The 25,095-nt window shown below is 70.1% G+C and carries 19 protein-coding genes; 8 read left to right on the forward strand and 11 right to left on the reverse strand.

Annotation, left to right across the window (positions count from 1 at the left end; genetic code table 11):
* Positions 1-54 precede the first annotated feature (54 nt).
* Positions 55-1,890, forward strand: coding sequence for an ABC transporter ATP-binding protein (locus tag ACFV9D_RS04580; RefSeq protein WP_385140801.1), 1,836 nt, complete (start codon positions 55-57; stop codon positions 1,888-1,890).
* 331 nt (positions 1,891-2,221) lie between these two features.
* On the forward strand, positions 2,222-3,088 hold the full coding sequence (gene mltG / locus ACFV9D_RS04585) for an endolytic transglycosylase MltG (RefSeq protein ID WP_385140804.1): 867 nt from the start codon (positions 2,222-2,224) through the stop codon (positions 3,086-3,088).
* Between the two features lie 4 nt (positions 3,089-3,092).
* Here mltG and ACFV9D_RS04590 read toward each other — a convergent pair whose 3' ends face one another.
* The 5 genes from ACFV9D_RS04590 to ACFV9D_RS04610 all read right to left on the reverse strand — a co-directional run bounded on the left by ACFV9D_RS04590 (position 3,093) and on the right by ACFV9D_RS04610 (position 8,081).
* On the reverse strand, positions 3,093-4,181 hold the full coding sequence (locus ACFV9D_RS04590; protein WP_385140806.1) for an NAD(P)-binding domain-containing protein: 1,089 nt from the start codon (positions 4,179-4,181) through the stop codon (positions 3,093-3,095).
* A gap of 74 nt (positions 4,182-4,255) precedes the next feature.
* Positions 4,256-5,467, reverse strand: a complete 1,212-nt coding sequence (locus ACFV9D_RS04595) for an LLM class flavin-dependent oxidoreductase (protein WP_385140809.1) — start codon at positions 5,465-5,467, stop codon at positions 4,256-4,258.
* Positions 5,467-6,492 (reverse strand): ABC transporter substrate-binding protein, encoded by a 1,026-nt coding sequence (locus tag ACFV9D_RS04600; protein WP_385140811.1) that lies wholly within the window; start codon positions 6,490-6,492, stop codon positions 5,467-5,469. Before ACFV9D_RS04600 ends, ACFV9D_RS04595 begins: the two co-directional genes overlap by 1 nt.
* Before the next feature lie 18 nt (positions 6,493-6,510).
* Complete coding sequence (locus ACFV9D_RS04605; protein WP_385140813.1) at positions 6,511-7,245, reverse strand: ABC transporter ATP-binding protein; 735 nt, start codon at positions 7,243-7,245, stop codon at positions 6,511-6,513.
* Positions 7,218-8,081 (reverse strand): ABC transporter permease, encoded by an 864-nt coding sequence (locus tag ACFV9D_RS04610; protein ID WP_385140816.1) that lies wholly within the window; start codon positions 8,079-8,081, stop codon positions 7,218-7,220. The genes ACFV9D_RS04605 and ACFV9D_RS04610 overlap by 28 nt, the downstream gene beginning before the upstream one ends.
* Before the next feature lie 280 nt (positions 8,082-8,361).
* On the opposite strand from ACFV9D_RS04610, the gene ACFV9D_RS04615 reads away from it, so the two are divergent.
* Positions 8,362-8,778 (forward strand): YjbQ family protein, encoded by a 417-nt coding sequence (locus ACFV9D_RS04615; RefSeq protein ID WP_385140818.1) that lies wholly within the window; start codon positions 8,362-8,364, stop codon positions 8,776-8,778.
* A 71-nt stretch (positions 8,779-8,849) separates the two neighbouring features.
* Here the strand turns inward: ACFV9D_RS04615 and ACFV9D_RS04620 are convergent, their stop codons facing one another.
* A complete protein-coding gene (locus ACFV9D_RS04620; protein WP_385140821.1) occupies positions 8,850-10,781 on the reverse strand; it encodes a right-handed parallel beta-helix repeat-containing protein in 1,932 nt (643 codons plus the stop codon).
* A 322-nt stretch (positions 10,782-11,103) separates the two neighbouring features.
* On the opposite strand from ACFV9D_RS04620, the gene ACFV9D_RS04625 reads away from it, so the two are divergent.
* The 4 genes from ACFV9D_RS04625 to ACFV9D_RS04640 all read left to right on the forward strand — a co-directional run bounded on the left by ACFV9D_RS04625 (position 11,104) and on the right by ACFV9D_RS04640 (position 16,040).
* The gene (locus tag ACFV9D_RS04625; RefSeq protein WP_385140824.1) at positions 11,104-11,409 is read left to right on the forward strand and encodes an ATP-binding protein; all 306 of its coding nucleotides are present in this window, start codon (positions 11,104-11,106) and stop codon (positions 11,407-11,409) included.
* Between the two features lie 101 nt (positions 11,410-11,510).
* Positions 11,511-12,020: a SixA phosphatase family protein gene (locus tag ACFV9D_RS04630; protein ID WP_385141528.1), complete on the forward strand. Its 510-nt coding sequence runs from the start codon at positions 11,511-11,513 to the stop codon at positions 12,018-12,020.
* A 77-nt stretch (positions 12,021-12,097) separates the two neighbouring features.
* A complete protein-coding gene (polX, locus tag ACFV9D_RS04635) occupies positions 12,098-13,837 on the forward strand; it encodes a DNA polymerase/3'-5' exonuclease PolX (protein ID WP_385140827.1) in 1,740 nt (579 codons plus the stop codon).
* 304 nt (positions 13,838-14,141) lie between these two features.
* Positions 14,142-16,040 carry an FHA domain-containing protein gene (locus ACFV9D_RS04640; protein ID WP_385140829.1) on the forward strand — a complete coding sequence of 633 codons (1,899 nt, stop codon included), beginning with the start codon at positions 14,142-14,144 and terminating at the stop codon, positions 16,038-16,040.
* Positions 16,041-16,083: 43 nt separating this feature from the next.
* On the opposite strand, the gene ACFV9D_RS04645 is transcribed toward ACFV9D_RS04640, so the two are convergent.
* Complete coding sequence (locus ACFV9D_RS04645) at positions 16,084-21,204, reverse strand: tetratricopeptide repeat protein (protein ID WP_385140832.1); 5,121 nt, start codon at positions 21,202-21,204, stop codon at positions 16,084-16,086.
* On the reverse strand, positions 21,201-21,707 hold the full coding sequence (locus tag ACFV9D_RS04650) for a hypothetical protein (protein ID WP_385140835.1): 507 nt from the start codon (positions 21,705-21,707) through the stop codon (positions 21,201-21,203). The genes ACFV9D_RS04645 and ACFV9D_RS04650 overlap by 4 nt, the downstream gene beginning before the upstream one ends.
* A gap of 264 nt (positions 21,708-21,971) precedes the next feature.
* On the opposite strand from ACFV9D_RS04650, the gene ACFV9D_RS04655 reads away from it, so the two are divergent.
* A complete protein-coding gene (locus ACFV9D_RS04655) occupies positions 21,972-22,910 on the forward strand; it encodes a tetratricopeptide repeat protein (protein ID WP_385141531.1) in 939 nt (312 codons plus the stop codon).
* A gap of 113 nt (positions 22,911-23,023) precedes the next feature.
* Here the strand turns inward: ACFV9D_RS04655 and ACFV9D_RS04660 are convergent, their stop codons facing one another.
* The 3 genes from ACFV9D_RS04660 to ACFV9D_RS04670 form a co-directional block, all read right to left on the reverse strand.
* Positions 23,024-23,680: a class I SAM-dependent methyltransferase gene (locus tag ACFV9D_RS04660; RefSeq protein WP_385140838.1), complete on the reverse strand. Its 657-nt coding sequence runs from the start codon at positions 23,678-23,680 to the stop codon at positions 23,024-23,026.
* Between the two features lie 111 nt (positions 23,681-23,791).
* Complete coding sequence (locus ACFV9D_RS04665; RefSeq protein ID WP_385140841.1) at positions 23,792-24,310, reverse strand: DUF2716 domain-containing protein; 519 nt, start codon at positions 24,308-24,310, stop codon at positions 23,792-23,794.
* A gap of 91 nt (positions 24,311-24,401) precedes the next feature.
* Positions 24,402-24,962: a hypothetical protein gene (locus ACFV9D_RS04670; protein WP_385140843.1), complete on the reverse strand. Its 561-nt coding sequence runs from the start codon at positions 24,960-24,962 to the stop codon at positions 24,402-24,404.
* Positions 24,963-25,095: the final 133 nt, after the last annotated feature.

The following is a 25,095-nucleotide window of genomic DNA, read 5'->3' on the forward strand; positions in this document are numbered from 1 at the left end:
AACAATGAGCTATGCTCTGATCGACTTGACTGCTCACACCCCTCGTAGGAGCCCATGCGTCCCCATGAAGAGTCCGACTGGACACCTCCACCGCGCGATCCCGCGCAGCCGAAGGAGCCCGCGCAGATGCGGCGCATCCTCCGGCTCTTCCGTCCGTACCGCGGCCGACTCGCCGTCGTCGGCCTGCTCGTCGGCGCCTCGTCCCTGGTCTCGGTCGCCTCGCCCTTCCTGCTGAAGGAGATCCTCGACACCGCGATCCCGCAGGGCCGCACCGGGCTGCTCAGCCTGCTCGCGCTCGGCATGATCGTCACCGCCGTCATGACGAGCGTCTTCGGCGTGCTCCAGACCCTGATCTCCACCACCGTCGGCCAGCGCGTGATGCACGACCTGCGCACGTCGGTGTACGCCCAGCTGCAGCGGATGCCGCTCGCCTTCTTCACCCGTACGCGCACCGGCGAGGTCCAGTCCCGGATCGCCAACGACATCGGCGGGATGCAGGCGACGGTCACCTCGACCGCCACCTCCCTGGTCTCCAATCTCACCGCCGTCGTCGCGACCGTCGTCGCGATGCTGGCGCTCGACTGGCGTCTCACCCTCGTCTCGCTGCTCCTCCTCCCGGTCTTCGTCTGGATCAGCCGTCGCGTCGGCCGCGAGCGCAAGAAGATCACCACGCAGCGCCAGAAGCAGATGGCCGTCATGGCCGCGACCGTCACCGAGTCGCTCTCCGTCAGCGGCATCCTGCTCGGCCGCACGATGGGCCGCGCCGACTCGCTCACGAAGTCCTTCGCCGAGGAGTCCGAGCGCCTCGTCGACCTCGAAGTGCGCTCCTCCATGGCCGGACGGTGGCGGATGTCCACCATCGGCATCGTCATGGCCGCCATGCCCGCGCTGATCTACTGGGCCGCCGGCCTCGCCCTCCAGACGGGTGGGCCGACGATCTCGCTGGGCACCCTGGTCGCCTTCGTCTCGCTCCAGCAGGGCCTGTTCCGGCCCGCCGTGAGCCTGTTGTCCACGGGCGTCCAGATCCAGAGCTCCCTCGCCCTCTTCCAGCGGATCTTCGAGTACCTCGACCTTCCCGTCGACATCACCGAGTCCGCGAACCCCACCCGACTGGAGAAGATCAGCGGCGAGGTGGCGTTCGAGAGCGTCGAATTCCGCTACGACAGCGAGGCGCCCGGCCGGGCGACGCTCGACTCCCTCGACCTGAAGGTCCCGGCCGGAGGCAGCCTCGCCGTCGTCGGACCCACCGGCTCCGGCAAGTCCACGCTCAGCTATCTGGTGCCCCGGCTCTACGACGTGACCGGCGGACGAGTGCTGCTCGACGGCGTCGACGTCCGCGACCTGGACTTCGACAGCCTCGCCCGGGCCGTCGGCGTCGTCTCCCAGGAGACGTACCTCTTCCACGCCTCCGTCGGCGACAACCTGCGCTTCGCCAAGCCCGACGCCACGGACGAGGAGATCGAGGCCGCCGCCCGCGCCGCCCAGATCCACGACCACATCGCCTCGCTGCCCGAGGGCTACGACACCCTCGTCGGCGAGCGCGGCTACCGCTTCTCGGGCGGTGAGAAGCAGCGCCTGGCGATCGCCCGCACCATCCTGCGGGACCCGCCCGTGCTCATCCTCGACGAGGCGACCAGCGCGCTGGACACCCGTACGGAGCACGCCGTACAGCAGGCCATCGACGCGCTCTCCGCCGGCCGCACCACCATCACCATCGCCCACCGGCTCTCCACCGTCCGGGACGCCGACCAGATCGTGGTCCTCGAAGCCGGCCGGATCGCCGAGCGCGGCACACACGAGGAGCTCCTCGAACGGGACGGCAGATACGCGGCCCTGGTGCGCCGCGACGAACACACGAACGTGGGAGCGGTTGTTCCCCAGAACGTGTGATCGTCTCCGTATTCGTTGCTCAACTCCCTTGTGACGGCTGATGATTACGGTGCGCAAGCGACGGGCTGCAGACCGCGACCGCGCACTTGTCCCACAGATGCACTTGCACAAGGAGAAGCACCACCATGAACGTCATCACCAACCTGCTCGCCGGCGTCTTCCACTTCCTCGGCTGGCTCGTCTGACCCTGGTTCCTTCGGCACTCGCCGTGCCCGGCGCCGTCGGTCCCCCGTCCCAGGGGGCCGGCGGCGCCGCCGTATGGCGGAGCGCACCGTGCGGGCTCCGTGCGGGGCTCCGCGGATTCGCGGGCGACCCGGGTTAGCGTGCGCCCATGACGTACCGGTCCTGGCAGCCCGAACACCGTCGCCGCCGCTCGCGGCTCACCCGCCGGGGCAGATTCGCGCTGCTCCTCGGCGCCACTCTCGCGGTGGCCGCGGCGATCACCGTGCCGCTGCTGCTCCTCGGTGAGGACAAGCGCGCCCCCGAACCCGAGAAGCAGCGGACCCTGCTGATCCCTGAGGGCTGGCGGGCAGGCCAGGTGTACGCGGCCGTCGACCGCACCCTCGGCCTCGCCGAAGGCACCACCCGCAGCGTCGCGACCGCCCCGGCCACCGTGCTCAAGCTGCCCGCGGCCGCAGCGGGAAACCCCGAGGGCTACCTCTTCCCCGCGACGTATCCCGTGGACTCCTCGGCCACCCCCGCGAGCCTGCTGCAGTACATGGTCGACACGGCGGGGAAACGCTTCGGCACCGATCACATCGGCGCGGGCGCCCAGCGCCACGGCCTGAGCGTGCACCAGACGGTGATCATCGCCAGCATCGTGCAGGCCGAGGCAGACACCCCCGAGGACATGGGCAAGGTCGCCCGGGTCGTCCACAACCGCCTCGCCCAAGGCATGGCCCTCCAGATGGACTCGACCCTCAACTACGCCCTGGGGCGTTCCACCGTGGACACCACCCACGAGGACACCAGGATCGACAGCCCCTTCAACACCTACGAGCGCCCCGGGCTGCCGCCCAGTCCGATCGGGAACCCGGGCGAGCAGGCGATGACGGCGTCGATCGCACCGGCGAAGGGCGACTGGCTCTACTTCGTGACCGTACGGCCGGGGGACACCCGCTTCACCGCCGACTACGCCGAACACCAGGCGAACGTCGCGGAGTTCAACGAGAACCGGCGCGCGGCGAAGACTCGGTGATCCTTCAGGCGCTCGGCACGGGTTCCCGCTCCAGGAGGCGTCGGATCTCGGTGACGGCCGCGCGCCCGGCCCGGTTGGCGCCGATCGTGGAGGCGGAAGGCCCGTACCCGACCAGATGGACGCGCTCGTCCCGTACCGCCCGTGTCCCCTCCACGCGTATGCCGCCGCCCGGTTCACGCAGCTTCAGCGGGGCCAGGTGGTCGATCGCGGCACGGAAGCCGGTCGCCCAGAGGATCACATCCGCGTCGAGGGTCCGGCCGTTGTCCCAGGCCACGCCGGTCGGGGTGATGCGGTCGAACATGGGGTTGCGGTCCAGGACGCCCCGCTTCCGGGCGCTCCGGATCGCGTCGGTGAGCGGGAGACCGGTGACGGAGACGACGGACTGCGGCGGCAGCCCCCGCCGTACGCGCTCCTCGACCATGGCGACGGCCGCACGGCCCTCCATCTCACCGAAGGGACCCTCGCGGTAGACGGGCTCGCGCCGGGTCACCCAGGTCGTCTCCGCCGCTACGTCAGCGATCTCCATCAGGTGCTGGGTCCCGGAGGCGCCACCGCCGACCACGATCACCCGCTGACCGGCGAACTCCTCGGGGCCCGGGTAGTTCGCGGTGTGCAGCTGGCGGCCGCGGAAGGTCTCCTGGCCCTGGTAGCGGGGCCAGAAGGGCCTGTCCCAGGTGCCGGTCGCGTTGATCAGGGCGCGCGTGGCGTACGTCCCCTCCGAGGTCTCGACGAGGAGCCGGCCGTCGCTCTCGCCCTCGCGGACGGCGCTGACCTCCACCGGCCGGTGCACGCGCAGGTCGAAGCGCTCCTCGTACGCCGTGAAGTACTCGCCGATCACCTGGGAGGAGGGCCGGCGGTCGTCGGCGCCGGTCAGCTCCATCCCGGGCAGCGCGTGCATCCCGTGGACCTTGCCGTAGGTGAGGGAGGGCCAGCGGAACTGCCAGGCGCCGCCGGGGCGCGGGGCGTGATCCAGCACGACGAAGTCCCGGTCCGGCTCCAGGCCGGTGCGCCGCAGATGGTAGGCGGCGGAGAGCCCCGCCTGCCCTGCACCGATGACGACGACGTCCACATCTCGTACCCCGAAATCGTTCACGATTCCACTAACTGTGGTGGGGCCCGAGATCTTCCCGGGCCCCACCTCTCACACCGGTCCGCCCCTGCGACCGGCTACCGCCCGCCGCCCACAAGCAGCGGGGCTCCGCCGGGCGCGGAGGCCGGACGGCCGTTGGCGGCCGGGACTCCGAGCAGTGGCGATGCGGGGTTCCTTGCCAGCAGCCCGCGCGCCGCGAGCTCCGGGGTGACGCCCTCCCCGAACCAGTACGCCTCCTCCAGATGCGGGTACCCGGAGAGCACGAAGTGCTCCACGCCCAGGTCGTGGTACTCCTCGATCCGGTCGGCGACATCGGCATGACTGCCCACCAGCGCCGTGCCGGCCCCGCCCCGTACGAGCCCCACACCCGCCCACAGGTTCGGCGAGATCTCCAGCTTGTCGCGCTCCAGCGAACCGCCGCCGTGCAGCGCCAGCATCCGCTGCTGACCGACCGACTCGCTCCGGCCGAGCGTCGCCTGGGCCGCGGCGATCGTCTCCGGGTCCAGATCGGCGAGCAGCCGGTCCGCCGCCGCCCACGCCTCGCGCGAGGAGTCCCGCGAGATCGTGTGCAGCCGGATGCCGAACCGCACCTCGCGTCCGCGCTCCTCGGCGAGCCGCCGGATCCAGTCGATCTTCTCCTTGACCTGCCACGGCGGCTCGCCCCAGGTCAGATACACGTCCGCGTGCTCGGCCGCGACCGGCCCGGCCGCCGCCGACGACCCGCCGAAGAAGATCTCCGGCAGCGGGTCCGGCGGCAGCGCGGTGAGCGCGCCCCCCACCTGGTAGTGCGTGCCGGCGAAGTCGTACGGCCGCCCGCTCCACGCGCCCCGGACCACCTTCAGGAACTCGGCCGTCCGCTCGTAGCGCCGGTCATGGTCCAGATGGTCGCCGAAGCGGCGCTGCTCCACCGAGTCGCCGCCGGTCACCACGTTGAGCAGCAGTCGGCCGCGAGTGATCCGCTGGTACGTGGCCGCCATCTGCGCCGCCAGGACCGGCGAGACGACCCCGGGGCGGAACGCCACGAGGAACTTCAGCCGCTCGGTGTGCTGCGCGAGCGCCACCGTCGTCAGCCAGGCGTCCTCGCACCAGGTGCCGGTGGGCGTCAGCACGGCCTCGAAGCCCAACTGCTCCGCCGCCTTGGCGATCTGTGTCAGGTACTCGATGTCGGGAGCGCGTACCCCGCTCACGGTCCCGGACCGGGTGATACCGCCGTCGGTGTAGGCGTGCCGGTCGACGAGCGTGCGGCCGTCACCGCCGGTCGGCAGGAACCAGTGCAGATGGACGGTCATCAGGAGGAGCCCTTTCCGTAGCTACGCGCCGGGGTGGTGGACGGCGGCAGGTTCTTGTCGAAGCGGTTGTCGACGTAGTCGGCGAAGTCGAACGTCCGTGGAATCAGCTTGAGTTCGGCGAAGGTGTCGACGATCTCCTGCTCGGAGGCGATGGCCTCCTTGTCGATCGCGACCGGGATCCGGGTGCCGTTGCTGCGCTTCACGGCGGCGAGCGCCACCTCGTACGGCAGCCCCGTCTCCTTCGCCCAGACCTTCGCCCACGCGTCCGGGTGCGCGTAGACCCAGTCCTGCGCGCGGCGCAGCCGCTCGATGTAGTCGCCGATCGCGGCGGCCTTCTCCTTGTCGGCGAGCGCGGCGGGCGCGGCGACCTGGAAGCCGAGACCGTTGACCACACCCCGGCCGTCCGTGAGGACGCGGGCCTTGCCGCTCGCGAGGACCTGCGAGGTGTACGGGTCCCAGACCGCCCAGGCGTCGACCTTGCCGCTGGTGAACGCGGCGAGCGCGTCCGCGGGCTGGAGCAGGCTGACCTTGATGTCGGCGAGGGTGAGCCCGACCCGCTTCAGCGAGGCGATCAGTTGGAAGTGTGCGGAGCTTCCCTGGGCGACGGCGACCGTCCGGCCCTTCAGATCCTCGGGCTTGCGCAGCGGGGAGTCCTCGGCGACGAGGATCGCCTCGCCGGCCGCATCCCCGTGTGTGGCCGCGACCACGGTGATCTTCGAATCGGCGCCGGCGGCGAAGACGGGTGGCGTGTTGCCGACGGAGCCGATGTCGACGGCCTTGGCGTTCACGGCCTCGAGAAGGGGTGGGCCGGAGGTGAAGGTCGACCATTTGATGCGGTACGACAGGTCGTCGAGTTCACCCGCGGCGCGCAGGACGGCCTCCGCGCCGCCCTTCTGGTCGCCGACGTCGAGCACCAGGGAGCCCTTGCCGTCGGTGTCGGTCGCGGCGGACGAAGGGGAGGAGCAGGCAGAGGCGAGGAGGGCGAGCGGGAGGAGCAGGACAGCGGGCAGGAGAGAACGGTTCATGGGGTCGAGGTCTCCGTGTCAGGCGGCGTGCTGGACGGTGGAAGTGCTGTCGTCGACGCCGAGTTCGGCGAGGAGGCGGGAGCGCAGGGCGGCGAAGCCGGGGTCACCGGGAGAGCGGGGACGGTCGAGGGCGACGGGTGTGTCGTACGCGATGACGCCGTCGCGCATCACCAGCGCGCGGTCCGCGAGCTGCAGCGCCTCGTCGACGTCGTGCGTGACGAGCAGCACCGCGCAGCCGCGCCGCTGCCACAACTCGGCGACCAGGCGCTGCGCCTTGATCCGGGTGAGCGCGTCGAGCGCCCCGAACGGCTCGTCGAGCAGCAGAAGGTCGGGTTCACGGACGAGCGCCCGGGCGAGGGAGGCCCGTTGGGCCTCGCCGCCGGAGAGGGTCTTGGGCCACGCGCCCGACCGGTGACTGAGCCCGACCTCCTCCAACGCGCGCTCGGCGACGGCCCGTTCGGGCCTTCCGGGCAGCCCGAGGAGGACGTTGCGCCACACCCGCTTCCAGGGCATGAGACGGGGCGCCTGGAAGGCGACGGCCCGGCGCTTGGGGACGAGGACGGTCCCGGAGATCTCCCGGTCGAGCCCGGCAAGGACCCGCAGCAGCGTGGACTTGCCGCAGCCGCTGTGCCCGAGGAGCGCGGTGAACTCCCCGGCCCGCAGGGTCAGATCGAGCCGGTCGATGACCGGGCGCCCGTCGAAGGAACGGCTCAGTCCCTGGACGGTCACTGCCCGGTGAAGGTCGGTCGCCATTGCAGCAGCAGCCTTTCGAGAGTGCGGACGACGGCGTCGGCGAGGAGGCCGAGGAAGGCGTAGACGACGAGGCAGACCACGATGACGTCGGTACGGAAGAACTCCCGCGCCTGGTTCATGAGGAAGCCGATGCCGGCGTCGGCGTTGATGGACTCGCCGAAGACGAGCGCGAGCCAGGCGGTCGCGAGCGAGTACCGCAGTCCGGTCATCGCGCCCGGCAAAGCCCCGGGCAGCACCACGTGCCGCACGAGCCCCCAGCGCCCGAGCCCCAACGACTCGCCCGCCTCGACCAGTTGGGCATCGACGCCGCGGATCCCGGCGTACACGTTCAAGTACAGATGGAAGGCGACACCGAGCGCGATCAGCGCCACCTTCGGTGCCTCGCCGATCCCCAGCCAGATGATGAACAGCGGAATGAGTCCCACCCAGGGAACGGTCCGCAGCATCTGCACGGTCGCGTCGACGAGATCCTCACCGAGCCGCGAGAGCCCGGAGACCAGCGCCAACGAAACGCCGATCGCGCCACCCAACAGCAGCCCCACGGCGACGCGTTGGAGCGACACGCCCATGGCGTGGGGCAAGGTGCCGTCGACGACCAGGTCTCCGCCGGCCCGGGCGATGGTCCCGGGGGAGGCGAGTACGTCGGCCGGCAGGACCCCGGCCGAACTGAGCACCTGCCAGACGGCGAGCAGAAGCAGCGGCCCGACCGCTCGGCGCAGCCAGCGGGGCACGGCGGATCGCCGGGAGCCGGCGCGGGAGGCGGGCGCAATCTCCTCGAGCTCTGAAATAGGAGAAATATCCGTCAGGGATTCGGGTGGGGCATGATCGACCGTCATGAAGGAACTCCGGGGGAGGGAGGAAGACACGCCTCAGCGACCGTGAGCGCGCCGAGGGCGCGCGGACACGGGTGTCAGCGCAGGAAGATCAGAGGTGAGAGGGCGTCAGCAGCCGCGACGACACGCGGCGGAGGCCACCCGCAGCAGGTCGATGTGACCGCGCGTGGTGAGCAGGGCTGTACGCAACATGGCGCGAACGTAGCGACTCGTTCCGGTGGCGGTCAAAGGTGTCTCGGAGCGTGGACGCGCAATCCCGCGGTACGAACGGCAGGATGCCCCCATGGCATTCACCACCACGATCCTCACCCTCACCACAGGCGCCACCGAAACGGTCACTGACCTGACCTCGGCCTGCACCGACTTCCTCACCCGCGCGGCCCCGGGCACCGACGGCCTGCTCAACCTCTTCGTCCCGCACGCCACGGCCGGCCTGGCGATCCTCGAAACGGGCGCGGGCAGCGACACCGACCTCCTGTCCGCCCTCCACCACATCCTCCCGGCCGACGACCGCTGGCAGCACCGCCACGGCTCCCCGGGCCACGGCCGCGACCACGTCCTCCCGGCCCTGGTCCCGCCACACGTCACGCTGCCGGTGATCGCGGGGCGGCTGGAGCTGGGGTCCTGGCAGTCGATCTGCCTGGTGGACACGAACAAGGACAACCCGGAGCGTCAGGTGCGGCTGAGTTTCCTGGGCTGATCAGGGGGCGACGCGCCCCCTCGTGCACCCGCCCGCCCGGTCGGCAGACCGGGCGGGTGAGGGCGGTCCGGTCAGGCCGTGCCCAGGTGGAGGTCGTCGCAGTGGGCCGTGCCGCTGCCCGCGCGGAGGTAGCAGTAGACCGTCGCGGTCGTCGCCGTCGGGCCCGTGGTGAAGGTGACACTGCTGGGCTGGTAGGCGGTGTCGGTGGTGGAGGGGGCGCGCAGTTCCGGGTTGCCGTGGTTCTTGACGCCGAGCGCCACCTCGTTGCCCGCGCCGGACACCTTGGTCCATCCGGCCAGCACGTACGTGGTGTTCGGCTGGACCGCGACCACCTGCTCCACGGAGGCGGGCGCCGGTCCGACACGGGCGGAGTAGCTGCCGGTGCGTGCGTTGCCGGTGGTGGCGGAGGCCGAGTTGTAGGCGGTCCACGGGGTGAGGGCGGCGGACTCGAAGCCGGGGTTGGTGAGCAGGTTCGGGTGGGCGCAGCTGCCGTCGTGGAAGGCCTCGGCCTGGTGGGCGCCGACGTCCGGGCGGCACTGCTGCGGGAGGCCACCGCCGTAGTAGTCCTTGCCGCCGTTGCCCGCGACCCGCACGCCCGCCTTGTGGGCCGGGGAGCCCGCACCGAGGTGGACGTCGCCGGTGGCGGGGGCGGCCAGCAGCGGGTCGGCGGTGATCTTGCCGGGGTCGGCCGGCTCGTTGGCTGCGTGGTAACCGTGGAAGACGTTGTGCTGCCAGCTGTGGTCGGATGCGGTGTAACTGAAGCCGCCGGTCCCGTAGTTGGCGAAGACGTTGTTGGACCAGCCCACCTTCGTCCCGGCGATGGTCTGCTCGACGATCTTCGCGGTCGAGCCGGACGGGAAGTAGAAGGTGTTGTTGTAGAAGTGGGCGCCGTCCTCGCCCGCCGCGAGCAGCACGCGGGAGCGGTCGTTGACGCTCACGTTGTAGCGCACGACGGTGCCGGTGGACTTGGAGCCCGCCCCGCACTTCCCGCAGAGGAGCATGAAGCCGCCCTCGTTGTCGTGGCTGTAGTTGTACTGGAAGAGCGCGTTCTGCACGCCGAAGTCGGAGTCGAAGGCCATCCCGTCGTTGCCGCTGGGGCGGCGGACCTTGTAGACCTCGTTGTACTGGATGACGGGGTAGTCGCTGTTGATCGTCCAGATGCCCGCGTTGTTGCCCGCCGAGCGCATCCAGATGTCGTACGCGGTGTTCCGCTCGACCAGCCCGCGGTGGGTGACGCGCAGCACGATGCCGTCGCCGCCGATGTCGTGGATGATGTTGCCGCGGAAGACGACGTCGGTGGAGGCGAGCCAGTTGCGGGTGGAGGCGCAGCCGTCGCCGGTGCCGTAGATCGCGCGGCACATCTGGCTGGATGTCGTGGTCAGGCCCTCGCGGTCGACGCGGTAGATCTCGTTGTTCTCGACGAGCACGTCGTCGAACCGGGTGGGCACCGCGGTGCCGGAGACCCGTATCTGGATGCCGTTGGAGCGCTTGGAGTCGTCGCCGGAGACGTCGTGGACGTAGAGGCCGGAGAGCACGTAGTGGTGGCCGGTGCCGAAGTTCTCCAGCTCGACGAGGACGCCGTTGCGCTCGGCCTTGGTGGCGCTGGTGTTGGTGACCTCCAGGTCGCGGACCTCCCAGTGCTCCACGTTGTACAGGTGCACCGCCGCGTAGACCTGTCCCTGCCCGGCGATCACCGGCCGCGCGCCGCCGCTGCCGTAGGCCCCGGCCGTGACCGGGGAGCCGGCGGTACCGGAGCCCTTGGGCTTCAACTGCCCGGCACAGGTGGCGCCGCGCTTGAACAGGAGCTGATCGCCGGGCGCGAAGGTATGGGCGTTGACCGAACCGAGGCCGTTCCAGGGCGAGGCGCTGCTGCCCGAGCCGTTGGCTGCCGCCGAGCAGTCCACGTAGTACGCGGTGGCTGCGGGGGCAGCTGCTGCCGGGGTGACGAGCGCGAGAGCGGAGGCCGCCAGGGCCATGACGATCAGGTGTATCAGCCGTCTCAAGTGTGGGTCCTCGGTGGGTAGTTGACGTGGGCGAAGGGGGTACCGTGCGCCTCGGCGGTGATCGCATCGGTCAGCCGGACGCCGACTGCCCTGCCGACGGAATTCGTTCTCCAGAGTCACGGGGGGCGATGCCGGGTTCGGCCACCGCGCGGGTGAGCGTCCGGCGTACCAGCTCGACCGCCCTCGCCCGCCGTCACCGTCATCCCTTCATCTGACTGGGAACCAGTCAGTTTGTTTGTGCCGGGACTGTAGGGCTGGAGTCGTGGGTCGTCAACGTTGAGGGAAAGGGCTTACTGCCGTGTGGGGACGGTGGCCTGACCACATGGCCGCCCTGCTCCTGACCGAGGTGGTCTCCAACGCGGTGCGCCACTCCAGCGGGGCCGCCATCGAGGTCGCTGTCGGTTACGACCGGTCCGCCGGTGTGATCACGGGCGCCGTCTTCGACGCCGATCCCTGCATGGGCGGAGGCGCTCGATCGAGCCGGCCCGAGACGGTCGACGAGGGAGCGGACATGGAGAGGGAGACCGGGCGTGGCCTGGACCTCCTGGACTCGGTCGCCGGCGCCTGGGGCGTGGCGACGGTGGGCGGACGGGGCAAGTGGGTGTGGTTCCAGGTCCCTGCGGCGTGAAGGGCCTCGGCTCGGCAGGCGGAGCCGCGTACCGTTGAACGAGTGGAGCACCCTCGCGAAAGAGACCGCCCGCGCCGTTCCGGAGGCGCCGGGTGAGCCCGCTGCGGCGGCTGGTCGTCCTGCGGCACGCCAAGAGCGCGTGGCCCGAGGGCGTGCCCGACCATGACCGCCCCCTGGGGCCGCGCGGCCTGCGCGACGCTCCCGCGGCCGGCCGCTGGCTGGTGGATGCCGCGTGCCTGCCCGAACTCGTCCTGTGCTCCACCGCCCGGCGGGCCCGCGCGACCTGGGAGCTGGCCGCCGCCGAAATGGACGGCACGCCGCGCACGCGTCACGAGGATCGCATCTACGCGGCGGACTGCCACAGCCTTCTCGACGTCGTACACGAAGTGCCGCCCGACGTCGGGACGCTGCTGTTGGTCGGACACAACCCGGGCCTGCAGGACCTGATCCTGCTGCTTGCCGGCGAGACCCTCGGCGACGCATTGCAGCGCGCGCAGACCAAGTTCCCCACCTCGGCCATCGCCGTGCTGACACGGCCCGGCGCATGGTCTGCGTTCGAGCCGGGCACCGCGCTCCTGACCGACCTCGCCGTCCCGCGCGGACAGCGGTGAACCGGCCCGAGGACGGGTGAGGCGACGGCGCGAACGCCCGGCATGCCTGTCCGGCGCGCGCGGGGCACCCTGGAGGCATGGCCCGAGCCAACGACCAGGTCGAGGCGCTGCTCCAGGAGTACGCCGACCTCATCGCGATCCGGGGCGGGGAGTCCTTCAAGGCGCGCGCCTACGAGAAGGCCGCACGTGCCGTCGCGGGCCACCCGCAGGACGTCTCGAAACTGGACGCGAAGGGGCTGCTCGAGATTCCGAACGTCGGCAAGTCCGTCGCCGACAAGATCGTGGAGTATCTGCGGACCGGCCGCATGTCCGTCGTCGACGAGGCCCGGACGTCCGTGCCGGTCGGAGTGCGCGAGCTGATCGCGATTCCCGGGCTCGGGCCGCGCAAGGCCATGATCCTCTACGAGGAGCTGGGCGTCACCACCGTCGACCAGCTGATCGACGCCATCCACCAGGAACGGCTGCGCGACCTGAAGGGCTTCGGGGAGCGGACCGAGGAGAACATCCTCCACGGCATCTCCGTCCTGCAGAAGGCCGGCGAGGGTCGGATCCTCGTCAGCGCCGCCATGGACGTCGCGGAGCAGCTCGTCGCGGAACTGTCGGACATCCGCGGCTGCGTCCGGTGCACGTACGCGGGTTCCCTGCGCCGTATGAGGGAGACCATCGGCGACATCGACATCCTGGTGGCGGCGCGCCGGTCGGCCCCGTTCATGGATGCCCTCGCCGCCCATCCGCACACGGCCGAGGTCATCGCGCACGGTGAGAAGAAGACCTCCGTACGGACCGTCACGGGCCTGCAAGTGGACCTACGGGTCCTTCCCCCGGCCTCCTGGGGCGCGGGACTGCAGTACTTCACCGGCTCCAAGGCGCACAACATCCGCACGCGCGAACTCGCGGTGCGGCAAGGCCTCAAGCTGTCCGAGTACGGGCTCTTCGACGCCGAGAGCGGCGAGAGCATCACGTCCGAGACGGAAGAAGCGATCTACGAGAGGCTCGGACTGCCCTGGATCCCGCCGACGCTGCGCGAGGACCGCGGCGAGATCGCGGCCGGGCTGCGCGGCGAACTCCCCGAGCTCGTGACGGAGAAGGACATCCGCGGCGATCTGCACACCCACACCGACCTCACCGACGGGCTGGCCCCGCTGGAGGACATGGTCGCCGCCGCTGCCGCCCGCGGATACGCCTACTACGCCGTCACCGACCACGCCCCGAACCTGTCCATGCAGCGCATGACCAGCGAGAAGATCCTCGCCCAGCGCGAGCAGGTCCGCGCACTCGACGGCGCGCACCGCAGGATGCGGCTGCTGCACGGCACGGAACTCAACATCGGCCCGGACGGCTCCCTGGACTGGCCCGACGAGTTCCTCGCGGACTTCGACATCTGCGTGGCCTCGGTCCACTCCCATTTCAACCAGAGCAGGCGGGAACTCACCCGTCGTCTGATCCGCGCCTGCGAGAACCCGCACGTCTCCGTGATCGGCCATCCCACGACCCGCCGGATCGGCAAACGCCCGGGCATCGACGCCGACTTCGACGCGGTCTTCAAGGCCTGCGCACGGGCGGGCACCGCTCTGGAGATCAACGCGCATCCCGAGCGGCTCGACCTGTGCGACGAGGACATCCTGCGCGCGAAACAGTACGGGGTGAAGTTCGCCGTGAACTCCGACGCGCACGCCACCACGCATCTGCCGTACATGCGCTACGGGGTGGCCACGGCCCAGCGCGGCTGGCTGACGACGGACGACGTCATCAACACGTGGCCGGTGACGAAGCTGCGCCGGTTCCTGGGCAAGAGGGGCCTGCGCAGTAAGGCCTGAAGCGTGACGCCCGCCAGTGGGTTCGGCGCATATGCCTTCCGCATTCGTTGTCACACGAATTCATTCCTGCCGCATTCCTTACATCTGACCCAGCAGCCCCCGATCGGACCTGCGCTGTTACATCTTCACGGAATGGGCACCGTGTGATGATCAGTCGGTCCGAACGACTTCTCATCGGCCTCACGGCAGGATTAAGATTGCTCTGCGTGCCGGTCGACTCGCGGTGTGTGATGCAGGTGCTGTTGTCTGGTGACCGGTTTCGCATGTCGTCATCGGATCCGTGACTCATGGAATTGGGTGACCCATGCCTCCTCGGCTCGTTGGCCATCAAGGCTCTCTGGCAGGACAGCAGTTCCCGATCGGCGCCACACCGGTAACCCTGGGCCGCAATGGCGACAACAGTGTGGTGATCACGGTGGGGAACGTCTCACGCTTTCACGCCGAGGTGCGTCGCGAGCGCCACGGATTCGTGCTGTACGACAGCGGCAGCAGTAATGGAACGCGGGTCAACGGGGCGCGTGTGACATCACATGAACTGCAGCCCGGAGATCTCATCGAGATAGGAACCGAGACCTTCCGATTCGAAGCGGCCGACGCGATGGAGACCATCCTCGACCTCTCCGTGCTGGCGCCGCTCACTCCCTCCAAGGCGACCCTGGCGGCAGGGCCCGTGCTGAACGTCACGGTCTCGGGTGGCGGCCCCGTCGGCCTGAGTTTCGCGCTGCTGCTCGAACACCTCATGGGGCCTCGCGTGGCCATCACCGTGTACGACGGTCGGTGGGTTCAGGACGGGGCGAAGGTCGTCTGGAAGAGCGAAGGACAGGGCAACGTCAGGCGGCAGCAGGTCGTCACCGTGCAGAGCCGCCAGTACTTGAACCTCCCCCAAGAGGTGCAGGAACGGCTGTTCCGCGGCGATGCCTACTCCGAAATGTGGCCGGTCGGCCCCGATTCGCTCCGTGGGTACAACCCGAGGAATCTGCGGATCGCCTACATCGAGGACACTCTCCTCGCATTGGCGAACGAAAAGCCGGACCGGATCCGGCTGGTGCCCACCGCGTTCGACCCGGCCGAGTACCACAAGGCCGAGGCGAAGGATCACGTGCTCGCCATCTGCGAGGGAGGCCGCTCCCGTACGCGGGAGTATTTCACCGACAAGTTCGGTACGGCCGACAAGTCCATCTACTCGCTGCACGGTCAGCACATTCAGGATGTCGTCCTGGGCCTGCGCGTCAAATCGACTCTGACGGACCCCATGACCGTCCTGTTGACCGTGGCTCAGAACCGCTTCCTCCTCAACGCCCTTCGCGGCGAGGGGTTTCTGAACATGCGGCTCACCGACGCCGAGGCCGCGGAAGTGGTCGGCATCGATCCGGTCCGGCACGTGTTCGAGGATTGCATCGCCTCACGACCGTGCGTCATGGGGCGGGACGATCACGGCGACTTCCAGTGCTCCACGCACAGCACGCTCTTCCTGCCCGCCATGGTCAGGGGTTCGGCCCTGTGGAAGCGGGTGTTGGAGGGGCTGGCGCTGTTCGGAGTCGCCGAGGGGGACCTGAGCGCCGTCACGGCCTTCCGTCTCGACATGGTGCAGCGGCCCAGGTTCACCACCCGGCTGCGCTCGGCCACGTCGACCGCCCCGGGGACGTACGGCTTCCTGCTCGGCGACGCCGCCAACGCCATCCACTTCTGGCCGGGACGCGGGCTCAACAGCGGACTGGGCTCTGCCATCTCGCTGGCCCGGTCCCTCAACGGCGCATGGACCGGCAGGCCGTTCCGAGACGCCGACTTCGCCCGCCACGAAGCAGCCATGTCCATGCTCCAGTACCGGCACAAGAGCCGAGCCTGGAACACGATGATCACCACCGACGAGAACGGCGTCAGCTGCGCGATCAAGGAGAAGATCGCACAGAGCATCGAAGAGTCGGAAGGGATGGAGCTGGACAGGAAGGCGGACACCGACGCGCTCATGGAACGGCTGCGGGGAATCCGTGACAGGTTGGCATCACGCGTTCCCGGCATGCCTGACGACTCGACTCTCCGGAACCACCTGGAGACACTCAACTCCGGCACCCTGCGCACCCTGTTGGAGAGCGGAGCGTGGGACACCCTGATCGTCGGGGGCGAAGAGGTGGACATCGACATCTTCTACCAACAGGACTCGCAGGCCACGACCGTCCCCACGAAGACCCCCGCCGCGAAGTGATGACGGAAGCCCGGCCAGGCTCCCAGTAGGGCGTTGAAGCGCCCTAGCTGTCGCTGCGCCCCAGCGCGCGGAGTGCCTTACGCCGGTGGCTCAGGGCGAGCTCCATCGCGTCCGGGCTGCCGGCGTCGCGGAAGTGGTCGGCTGCCTGCCGATTGACCGTGACGGCCTCCTCGTACCGCCCCACATCCACCAGGAGGCCGCCGAGGAGGAGCAGAGCCATGCCCTCTCCTTCGCCGTCCGCGGTCTCCCGGCAGATCTCCAGGTACCGCTCGAACGCGGGAACGGAGTGCTCGTACTGCCGGAGATCAACGGTGACGATGCCGAGCCGGAACAGCGCCTGACCTTCGTTGGCGCGGTCCCGTCGGGCGCGGAACAGTTCCGCGGCGCGCCGGTAGGCGGGGACGGCGTCCGCGGATCGCCCCATCTTCTCCAGTACCTGGCCGAGGTGGAAGTGGACCTGGCACTCCCGGTCGCGGTCGTCGGTTCGGGGATAGACGGTGGCGGCCCGCCGGAAGGCGATGACGGCCTCCTCGTTCCGGTCCAGTGCTCGTAACGCGCGGCAGAGGTTGAGGAGCGCGGATCCCTCCAGGTCGGGGAGGTCGAGTTCCTTGAAAAGGTCGGCAGTGCGCTGGTACGCGGCGATGGCCTCCGCGAACCGGCCCTCGTCGATGAAACCCTCGCCCAGGCGGTAGAGGGCCAGCCCTTCGCCGCGTTGGTCGCCCGACTCCCGGGAACGGACGGCCGCCTGCTGCACGGCGGCGACGGACTCCGCCTTCCGCCCCGCCGCGAAGAGGGCGCTGCCGAGATGGCGCAGGGCTTCGGCCTCGCCGCGGCCGTCGCCGGTCCCGCGTAAGAGCTCGACGGCCTGCGTACAGAGGGCGATGGCCTTCCGGGGCATTCCCTGCCCGTTCAGGCCGCGCCCGATGACGGTGAGCGCGTGGGCCTCCCGGGGGCGGTCGCCGGACCGCCGGTGGATCTCGGCGGCTCGCCGGCCGGCGGCGACGGCTTCCGCGTGCCGCCCCAACCGGACCAGAGATTCACCGAGTTCGCCGCACGCCGCTCCTTCGCCCGGTACGTCACCCGCAGCACGGAACGCGGTGACGGCCCGCTCGCGGGCGGCGACGGACTCCTCGACGCGCCCCAGCTCCATCAGCACCGACCCGAGCCGGTCGAGCAATTCGCCCTCGCGGCCCCGGTCGCCGGCCTCGCGGTAGCCGGAAGCGGCCTGCTCGCAGACGGGTACGGCCTCGGCGTACCTGCCCTCGTACACGAGGACGAGGGAGAGGCTGTGCAGCGCGGTCCGCTCGCTGCCGCGGTCGCCGATCTCCCGGCAGATCAGGAGCTCCTGCTGGTACGCGGTGATCGCCTCGGCGGTCCGGTGCACCTGGAAGAGATGGGTGCCGAGGACGTGCAGCACCACGCGCTCGCGCTCGCGGTTGCCCGCCCTGCGGTAACCGGCGGCGGCCTGTTCGCAGGCGGTGACGGCCTCCTCGAGCCGCCCCGCCCTGGCCAGGGCCTCGCTGCGGTTGGAAAGCGCATTGGCCTCGCGCTCGTGGTCGCCGGTCTCCCGCAGGAGTGCGGCGGCCTTCCCACAGGCGGTGGCGGCCTCCGCGTAACGGCTCGTCTCCGTCCAGGCGTTGCCGAGGTTGATCAGCGCCGAGGCCTCGCCGGTGCGGTCGCCGACCTCGCGGAAGAGAGCGGCGGCCTGCTGCGTGGCGGTGACCGCCTCGTCGTAGCGCCGCGTACGCAACAGGACGGCGCCCAGCCGGCCGCGCACCCGGGCTTCCTTGCCGCGGTCGCCGGTCTCGTGGAAGAGCGTGGCCGAACGCTGGTAGGCGCTGATGGCCTCGTCGAGCCGGTCCGTCTCGTACAGGGCGTCGGCCAGATTGCTGAGGGAGTCCGCTTCGCGGTGGTGATTGCCGTTCTCGCGGTAGATGGCCGCTGCCTGCTGCGTGGGGACGATGGACTCCTCGTATCGCCCCTGACTGAGAAGTGCGTTGCCGAGGTTGTGGAGCGGTGGCCCCTCAGGGCTGCCGTCGCCGGTCTCGTCGGAGAGAGCGGAGGCACGCCGACTGACCTCGGCGGCCTCGGCGAACCGCCGGGCGACCGTCAGCGCATTGCTCAGGTTCGTGAGCACCGCTGCTTCGAGGTGCCGCTCGCCGGTGCCCCGGAAGGTGGCCGCGGCCCGTTCACAGGCGGCGATGGCCTCGTCCGAGCGGCCCTCGTAGGCCAGGGCGGTGCCGAGGTTGGTCAACGCGGCGCCTTCCAGGCTGCGGTCACCGGTCCGGCGGAAATGGCCGGCGGCTCGCTCGAAGAGGGCGGCCGCGTCCTGGTACCGCCGCATGCCGATCAGCGCGTGGCCCGATTCGAGGAGCAGCTCCGCCGCGCGACGGCGGTCACCGTTGTCGACATGGACGGCAGCGGCCCGCTCCACGGCCGTGACGGCTTCCTCGAAGCGCCCGAGACGGGCCAGGGTCCCGCCCACCTTGCCCAACGATGAAGCCAGATCAGTGAGTTCGGTCCCGGAGGATGTGTCGGTCAGCTGCCGGTACAGCTCGGTCGCCTCGCGCGTAGCGGCCAGGGCCTCCTCTCGGATCCTGCTCGGGGCCCGTGCCAGTCGGTTGCGCACGTCAGCGTGCTCGGGGAGGTCGACGGTGGGGTGGGCGAGCGCCAGCTGCCGGTACAGGTCGTCGGCTTCCCGCGTGACCGCCAGGGCCCGTTCCTCATGGCCCAGGGCGAGGAGCCGGGTGCCGAGGTTGTTGAGGACTCTGGCGAGATCGAGGCAGTGGGCGGCGAAGTCGGCCTCGGCCAGCCGCCGTTGGATCACCACCGCCTCCTCGGCCGGGGCGAGGGCCTCCTCCCCACGGCCCAGGTCCGCGAGGAACGTCCCGAGGTTGATCAGCGCCGTCGTCAGGTCGGGTTGGTGGGCGGCGGGGTTGGCCTCCGCAAGCTGCCTGTACAGGTCGGTGGCCACCTCCGTGACCTCGAGGCCCTCCTCGGAGCGGCCCGAAGCGCGCAGCGCCGCCCCGAGGTTGGCGAGGGACATCGCGAAGTGATGCCGCTCGGCGTCGGGGTCGGCGTCGGACAGGCGCCGGTACAGTTCGGCCGCCTCCTCACTGGCGGCCAGGCCCTCATCGGAGCGGCCCGCGTCGATCAGGCGCAGGCCCAGGTTGCTGAGCAGCCCGGCCAGCTCGGGGCGGTACCCGGGGTCGGCTTCGGACAGACGCCGGTACAGCTCTGCCGCCTCCTGTGTCACGGCCAGGGCCTCCTCACGCCGGCCGTGTCGCGACAGCCGGTTGCCGAGCCCCGTCAACGAGTCCGCCAGGCGGTCCTGGTGGGCGGCGGGGTCGGCGTCGGCCAGGCGGCGGCTGATCGCCACGGACTCCTCGGCGTGGAACAGCGACTCCTCCCAGCGGCCCGCGGCGGACAGCCGGTCGCCCAGTACGCCAAGGGAGTTCGCCAGATGGGCAAGGTGGCCGGGGTTGCTCGCGGCGAGCTCACGGTGCAGGCGCACGGCCTCCTCGGCGGGGGCGACCGCCTGCTCCCGGCGGCCCGCATTGGCCCGTCGCCACGCCAACGTGCCGTACAGCCACGCACGTTGGCCAAGGTCCGTGGTCGCGGCCAGCCGGTGCGCGATCAGCGTCTCGACGACGGCGAGGATCCCGTTGTCCAGGTCCACGTGGCGGCCCGAGGGCAGCTGCGACTCGACCGCTTCCAACACCGCGAGCAGGTCCGGGTCGATGCCCTCCTCGGCCCCGCCGCCCGCGTCGGCGAGAGCGGCGAGCGTGGTCAGGGCGGGGCTGCCCGCGGCGATCGCGAGGCCGGGCTCGGCGCGCAGCAAGGGGTAGAGGACCCGCTCGCCGATGTGGGCCCAGCGGCCGGCGGCGGAGGCCAGGAACGTCACGGCCCGCGGGGCCACGGCGGTCGTCAGTTCGCCGCCCAACAGGGTGGCCGGGACACCGCTCGCCCACGGGTCGGGGTCATACGCGCTGATGTCGTGCCCGGGGGTGAGCAGGCCGAGGAAGTCCTCGGCGAGCCGGTCGGGGTAGAGCGGCTCCAGAACCAGTTCGCGGTCGGAGGGCGGGTAGCAGAACCGGTGGTCGAGGAGGAGTTCCTGCGGGTGGCCCGGCAGGTCGAGGGCGCGCAGCGCTTGCGTACCGGTGTCGTGGCTCACCGCTCCGGTGAGGGCGGCGGTGAACACCGTCCTGGCCATGACCGCCGGCCGGGTCCGGTAGTCCTGCCCGTGCCCACCGGCGTCGAAAAGCCGCTGCCACGCCCGGTATTCGCGGTCCAGCAGGTACGCCGACAGCTCGTGCGGCTCCGCGAGGGACAGCCGCTCACCGCGCGTGTGGGCGTCGACGGAGACCAGGGCGGCCATGTGGACGTTCAGCGTCAAGCCGAAGTCGCGGCGGTCCAGGGAAGCGGGTGGTTCGACGCTTGCGGTGTCCGGCAGGTCGTACAGGTCGCGCGCTCCGTAGCGGTCGCGAGCGGCGGTGAACATCCGCTGCCGGTCCGCGTCCAGGGAGGGGAGGAGCAGGTCACCGATGGCCGCGCGACGGTCGGCGAGCTCACCGCGCAGGGCCGCGAACCAGCGGACCGTGCGGCCGATCAGGAGGACGCGCGTGGGTCGCTGCTGGTGCAGGACGGGTTCAGACAGCAGGCGCTCCAACTCGCTGTGCGCCCAGCGGTCGGCGTAGTCGACGACGAGCAGCACGCCGGCCCCCTCGGTGGGCGGGGCGGCCACGGGGCCGGGGGTCGCGGCACCGCCTCGGAAACCCGCCTGCAGGACCTGCCAGCGCTCGGCCTCCGGCAGGTCCGGGCTCCGGGACCGTTCGGCGAACTCCATGGCGAGCCGGGTCTTGCCCTGCCCGCCCGGACCGTGGAGCAGCAGCACCGAAAGCCGCGCGTCCTGGGCGTCCCGCCACTGCCGCAGCCGCTCCAGTTCGGGTTTCCGGCCGACAAAGGGGACGACGTGGCTACGAGCGTCGAGGAGGCGACTGGGCTGCGCCATCAGCCACGCGGTGTCCGGGGTGGCAGGGGCGGGTAACGCCTCGATCGTGGGCAGCCGCGTCCCGTAGTAGTGGTTGACGGTCGCGGTTGCGTTCGGGCCCTGCGCCGCCGCCGAGCCGGCGGCGAGATGCTGTTCGTAGCGTGGCTCGGTCAAGATTCACCAGTGGGAGCCGGGGCGGGTGAACTGCCGGTCGCGTAATGGTGGTTGTTGATGGTCACGCTTGCCCCCGGGCCCTGTGCGCCCGCACCACCGTTGTGGATCACCTGGCTGTAGACGCCGCCGGTCTCCGTCCGGCGCAGCGCCCTCACGAGGGCGCGGATCTCCCCGTCGGCGCGGGGCTGCCCGGCGATCAGTTCGCGCAGCAGCCCCTCGTACTCGGCCGAGCGATCGGCGTTCGCCTCCAGGACCGCCGCGAGCCGCGCCGCCCAGTCGCCGTGCGCCGCTCCCAGGACCGACTCGTCGCCCCGCTCGTAGGCGCTGAGTACGGTCTCACGCGCCTGATCCAACTCCGCCTCGGCACTCGCACCTTCGTCGTCCCGGCCGAGCCCGAGCAGGCGGACGAAGCCCCGCTTGGTGTGCCCCCAGGCGTCCGTCGTCATCGCGGTGACGAGCGTGGTCGCGGCGGTGGCGGCGACAGCCGCGACAGCGGGATCCAAGACGGTCTCCTTCTCCAGAGGCACTCGACCACTCCGAGAGCACAAGTGTGCCATTGGGCCGCCGTTCATGGCTTCGTTCACTGCAAGCGGTGTGAGCGGGGCTGTCCAGGATGCTTCCGACGCCGCAACCACTCCTGCCACACAAGAGCACGGCAGGGTGTCCGGCGAGCCATGGGGGCGGGCCGACGGCGCCTGCCGGACCAGGGATACCCTCGGGCGGTGTCGAATCGAGCGATAGCAGCTGAAGTGGGTCTCGCGCGGGTGATGGCGCACTGCGGGGGCAGCCCGGCGGCAGCCGTGCACCATCTGGCGAGTGCCATCGCCTCCGCGCCTGAGGATCCCGAGCCATATGCGGTGCTGGCCGAGTTGTGGCGGGAGAAGCAGTCGGAGCTGGCCGAGGTCGTTCGGGACGCCGACTCCTTGAGGGCGGTACTGGCGCAGTCGTACGTCAGATTCCTCGACGGCGACATGGACGGCGCGGCGCTGGCGATCGGATCGGTCACGGGTGTGCAACCGGGCATCGCATGGGCCAAAGCCCCCTGGTTCGGCGATGAACGATTTCTCGGTGCGGTGAGTGCTGACGCGCTGGCCGAGGCCGCCATGCGGACGATGGACTATGGCCATGGTCTGGACACCGAATCCATGCGGGAAGGGTTCCAGCCCTGGTTCCAAGCCATCGACGTGGTCTCCGCCCGCGAGCCGTTGCCGGAGGCGTTGGCCAAGATGGCGATCCTGCTGCGGGCATGCGGTCTCATCGATGCGTCGTTCGCCCTCTGCGACCAGGCGGACGTCGTTGAGCGGAGCATGCTGACGGAAGTCGTGCGAGCGGGTACGTGGCGCAAGCTGGGTGATCCTCAACAGACCGCGGCGGCGTTCGAGCGCGCTCTGGCCCTCGACCCGGCCAACTGGTCGCTCTATCTCGACCTGGCCGACGTGCACGCCGAGCAGGGCGACTTCACCGCCGCCGTCCGGCTCATCGATCAGGGAATGAAGCACGAGCCGACTGAGCTGACACTTCGCGCGGCCGGGGCCGCGTACCGGGCGCGGCTCACCGGCTCACCTGCCGACCTGAGCGAACTCATCGAACTGGCGCGGCAGCTGCCGAACGACTCGTACCGGGGCCTGCTGATCGACCACGCATGCGCGGGTCCCGCGCTGCCTGCCGAACTCGTGGCTGAGGCCCGCCGCATCCAGAACAGCTGAGCTGGTCAGCACCCCGAAGCCCACCCGAACTGGGCACTCATCGCCACCCCGCCCCGGCGTCTGACCCGCAAAAGCCCCCGCACCGACACGTGGTCGAAGGAGCCACCGGCTACTCAGGGCTGATTCCATACAAGCGTATAGCGCCAGAACAATCGTCGTCGCAGCCGCGCGCCGGGGAGGACGGCTCTGGCTTCACGGACGATGTCGTCAAAGGTCATGTCCGCTGAGCGAGTGCGGGCCGTCATGGAGACGGGCCGCGGTGAGGGGCGGCCCTGGTTCTTCAGCCAGCCCATGGCAGCGTTGGCCGGAATGGCGACAACGCCGAGCAGGTGGTCCACAGGGGTCTGGGCGCGGGACAGGCCGACGATCACCAGGGTCCCTCCCGGAGCCAGATGACGGCGGAAACGGGTGAGCGCCTGGGCGAACGGCATGTGGTGGATCGTGGCGACGCACGTGATGACGTCGTAGGAGCCGGCAGGGAACTCGGTTCTTGCATCCGCCACGCTGAAGGTCACGGGAAGCGCAGTAGAACTCAGCTTCTGGGCTTGAGAGGTGATCACTGGATCGGAATCGACAGCCTTCACGGCGTCGGCTCGTCCAGCCAAGAGCCTTGCAAGATCACCGCTGCCGGAACCGACGTCCAGGGCGCGTTCGAAGCGCCTCGGCAGCTGACGCAGGATCCAGCGATGGTAGTGAGCGTTGTGGTCCCAGGGATATGCAGCGTTGAACCGTTCAAGAGCCCGCAGAACACGAGACGACAAGATCTTCATCGCTCCAGTCCATCAAGTCCCTGCGGCAGGCACACCCTGTTCTGGAACAAAGATCAACCGCTCCCGGCTGCCGGACGCAGCCCAAGGAAGCGAGTTGAAAAACACCTACTCTCAGGTGGGATCAACTGCCTTGCCGGCCCGGCGGATCGGAGGCCCCAGAACCTTGTCGACCTCCGTTGATACGGCATCGAGAAGATTCTCACCGAACAGGCAGAGGGACTCTTCCCAAGGGTGCCCAAAGCTGCCCATGCGGAAGTCTTCCGAAAGGTAGATGTAGTAGTCCCCGTCGGGGTACGGGCTCAGTGGCCAAGCCGGTCGCCCAGGGCCGCCGACCTCCTGTGGGACAAAGCGGTACGACGTGTGCTGCCAGTCGAGCGCGAACAGCGCGCCCTGCGGGCGGACGCAGGCGGCCAGCCCCTGCTGGACCACCTCGACCAGGCGGTCCAGACGCTCGTCACTCGGATCGTCGTCCAGCGCAGCAAGGCTCCAGGTGGCCGACTCGACGGGCTCCTTGATGGCCGGCCACGTGAAGGAACTCATACTCGGCCGGAAGCTGAACTCCTCGTAGAAGCAGTCCCAGACGCGTCGGTACTCAGCCTCTGGCAACGCGACCACGGGTTCCTCCATCATCCGTCGATCCTATCGACCTCCTGAGGAAGGATCGCTGCTGGATCGTCGGCGGAGGTCTCACGACCGTGCGGCAGTGCCGGCCAGCGGGTAGTCAGGAGGGGTATCGCTGCGGTTCCACAGCCGTGAGCAGGCACTCGCGGTCGTCTGCGCTGATCAGTCCGTCCGGAAGAGTCTCGTCCTCCAACAACGCGTGCAGGGCAGAAGCGTGTGCGGCGAAGGCGGCCCTGCACCACTCGCGTTCCGGGTGGTCGCAGTCCTTCCCGAAGAGCAGCACCTGGCGTTCGTCGTCGGCGTCGACGGGCTGAGACAGCTCCGCGGCAACGACCAAGAGGTCAACCAGGCCGGGCCGCACCGCGATGTCAGGGACGGCTGCCAGACGGATCAGGAAGGGCAGGGCCGCCGGCATCGCCGCGCTCACGTGGAAGACGCTGTTCAGCAAGACATTGTCCAGCACGGGCAGGGCCTTGGGGCCGGCTACCTCATCCAGGAGACCGCGGAGCAGGACCGGAATCCCGGCAGGGCACCCGGGAATCTGTGACCAGTCGACATCGGCGCAGCCCAGCAGCGCGGGGTGGTCGCATGCAGCTCGCTCCATCTGCGGATATTCGCGGAGGAACCGAGCGACGGCAGCCTCATTGACCGCCGCATCCATCACACACATCTCTCTGTCCCTGCCCCTGCTCCCACCACATGGCCCCTAACGGCGTCCGCAGAGCGGAACTCTTCCCAGGACGGGCGTCGAGCGCAAGCGCCAAGGCCAGAAGCGCGGCGGCGGACGGGCCTTC

The organism is Streptomyces sp. NPDC059875 (genome assembly GCF_042731085.1).
Lineage (GTDB): Bacteria > Actinomycetota > Actinomycetes > Streptomycetales > Streptomycetaceae > Streptomyces.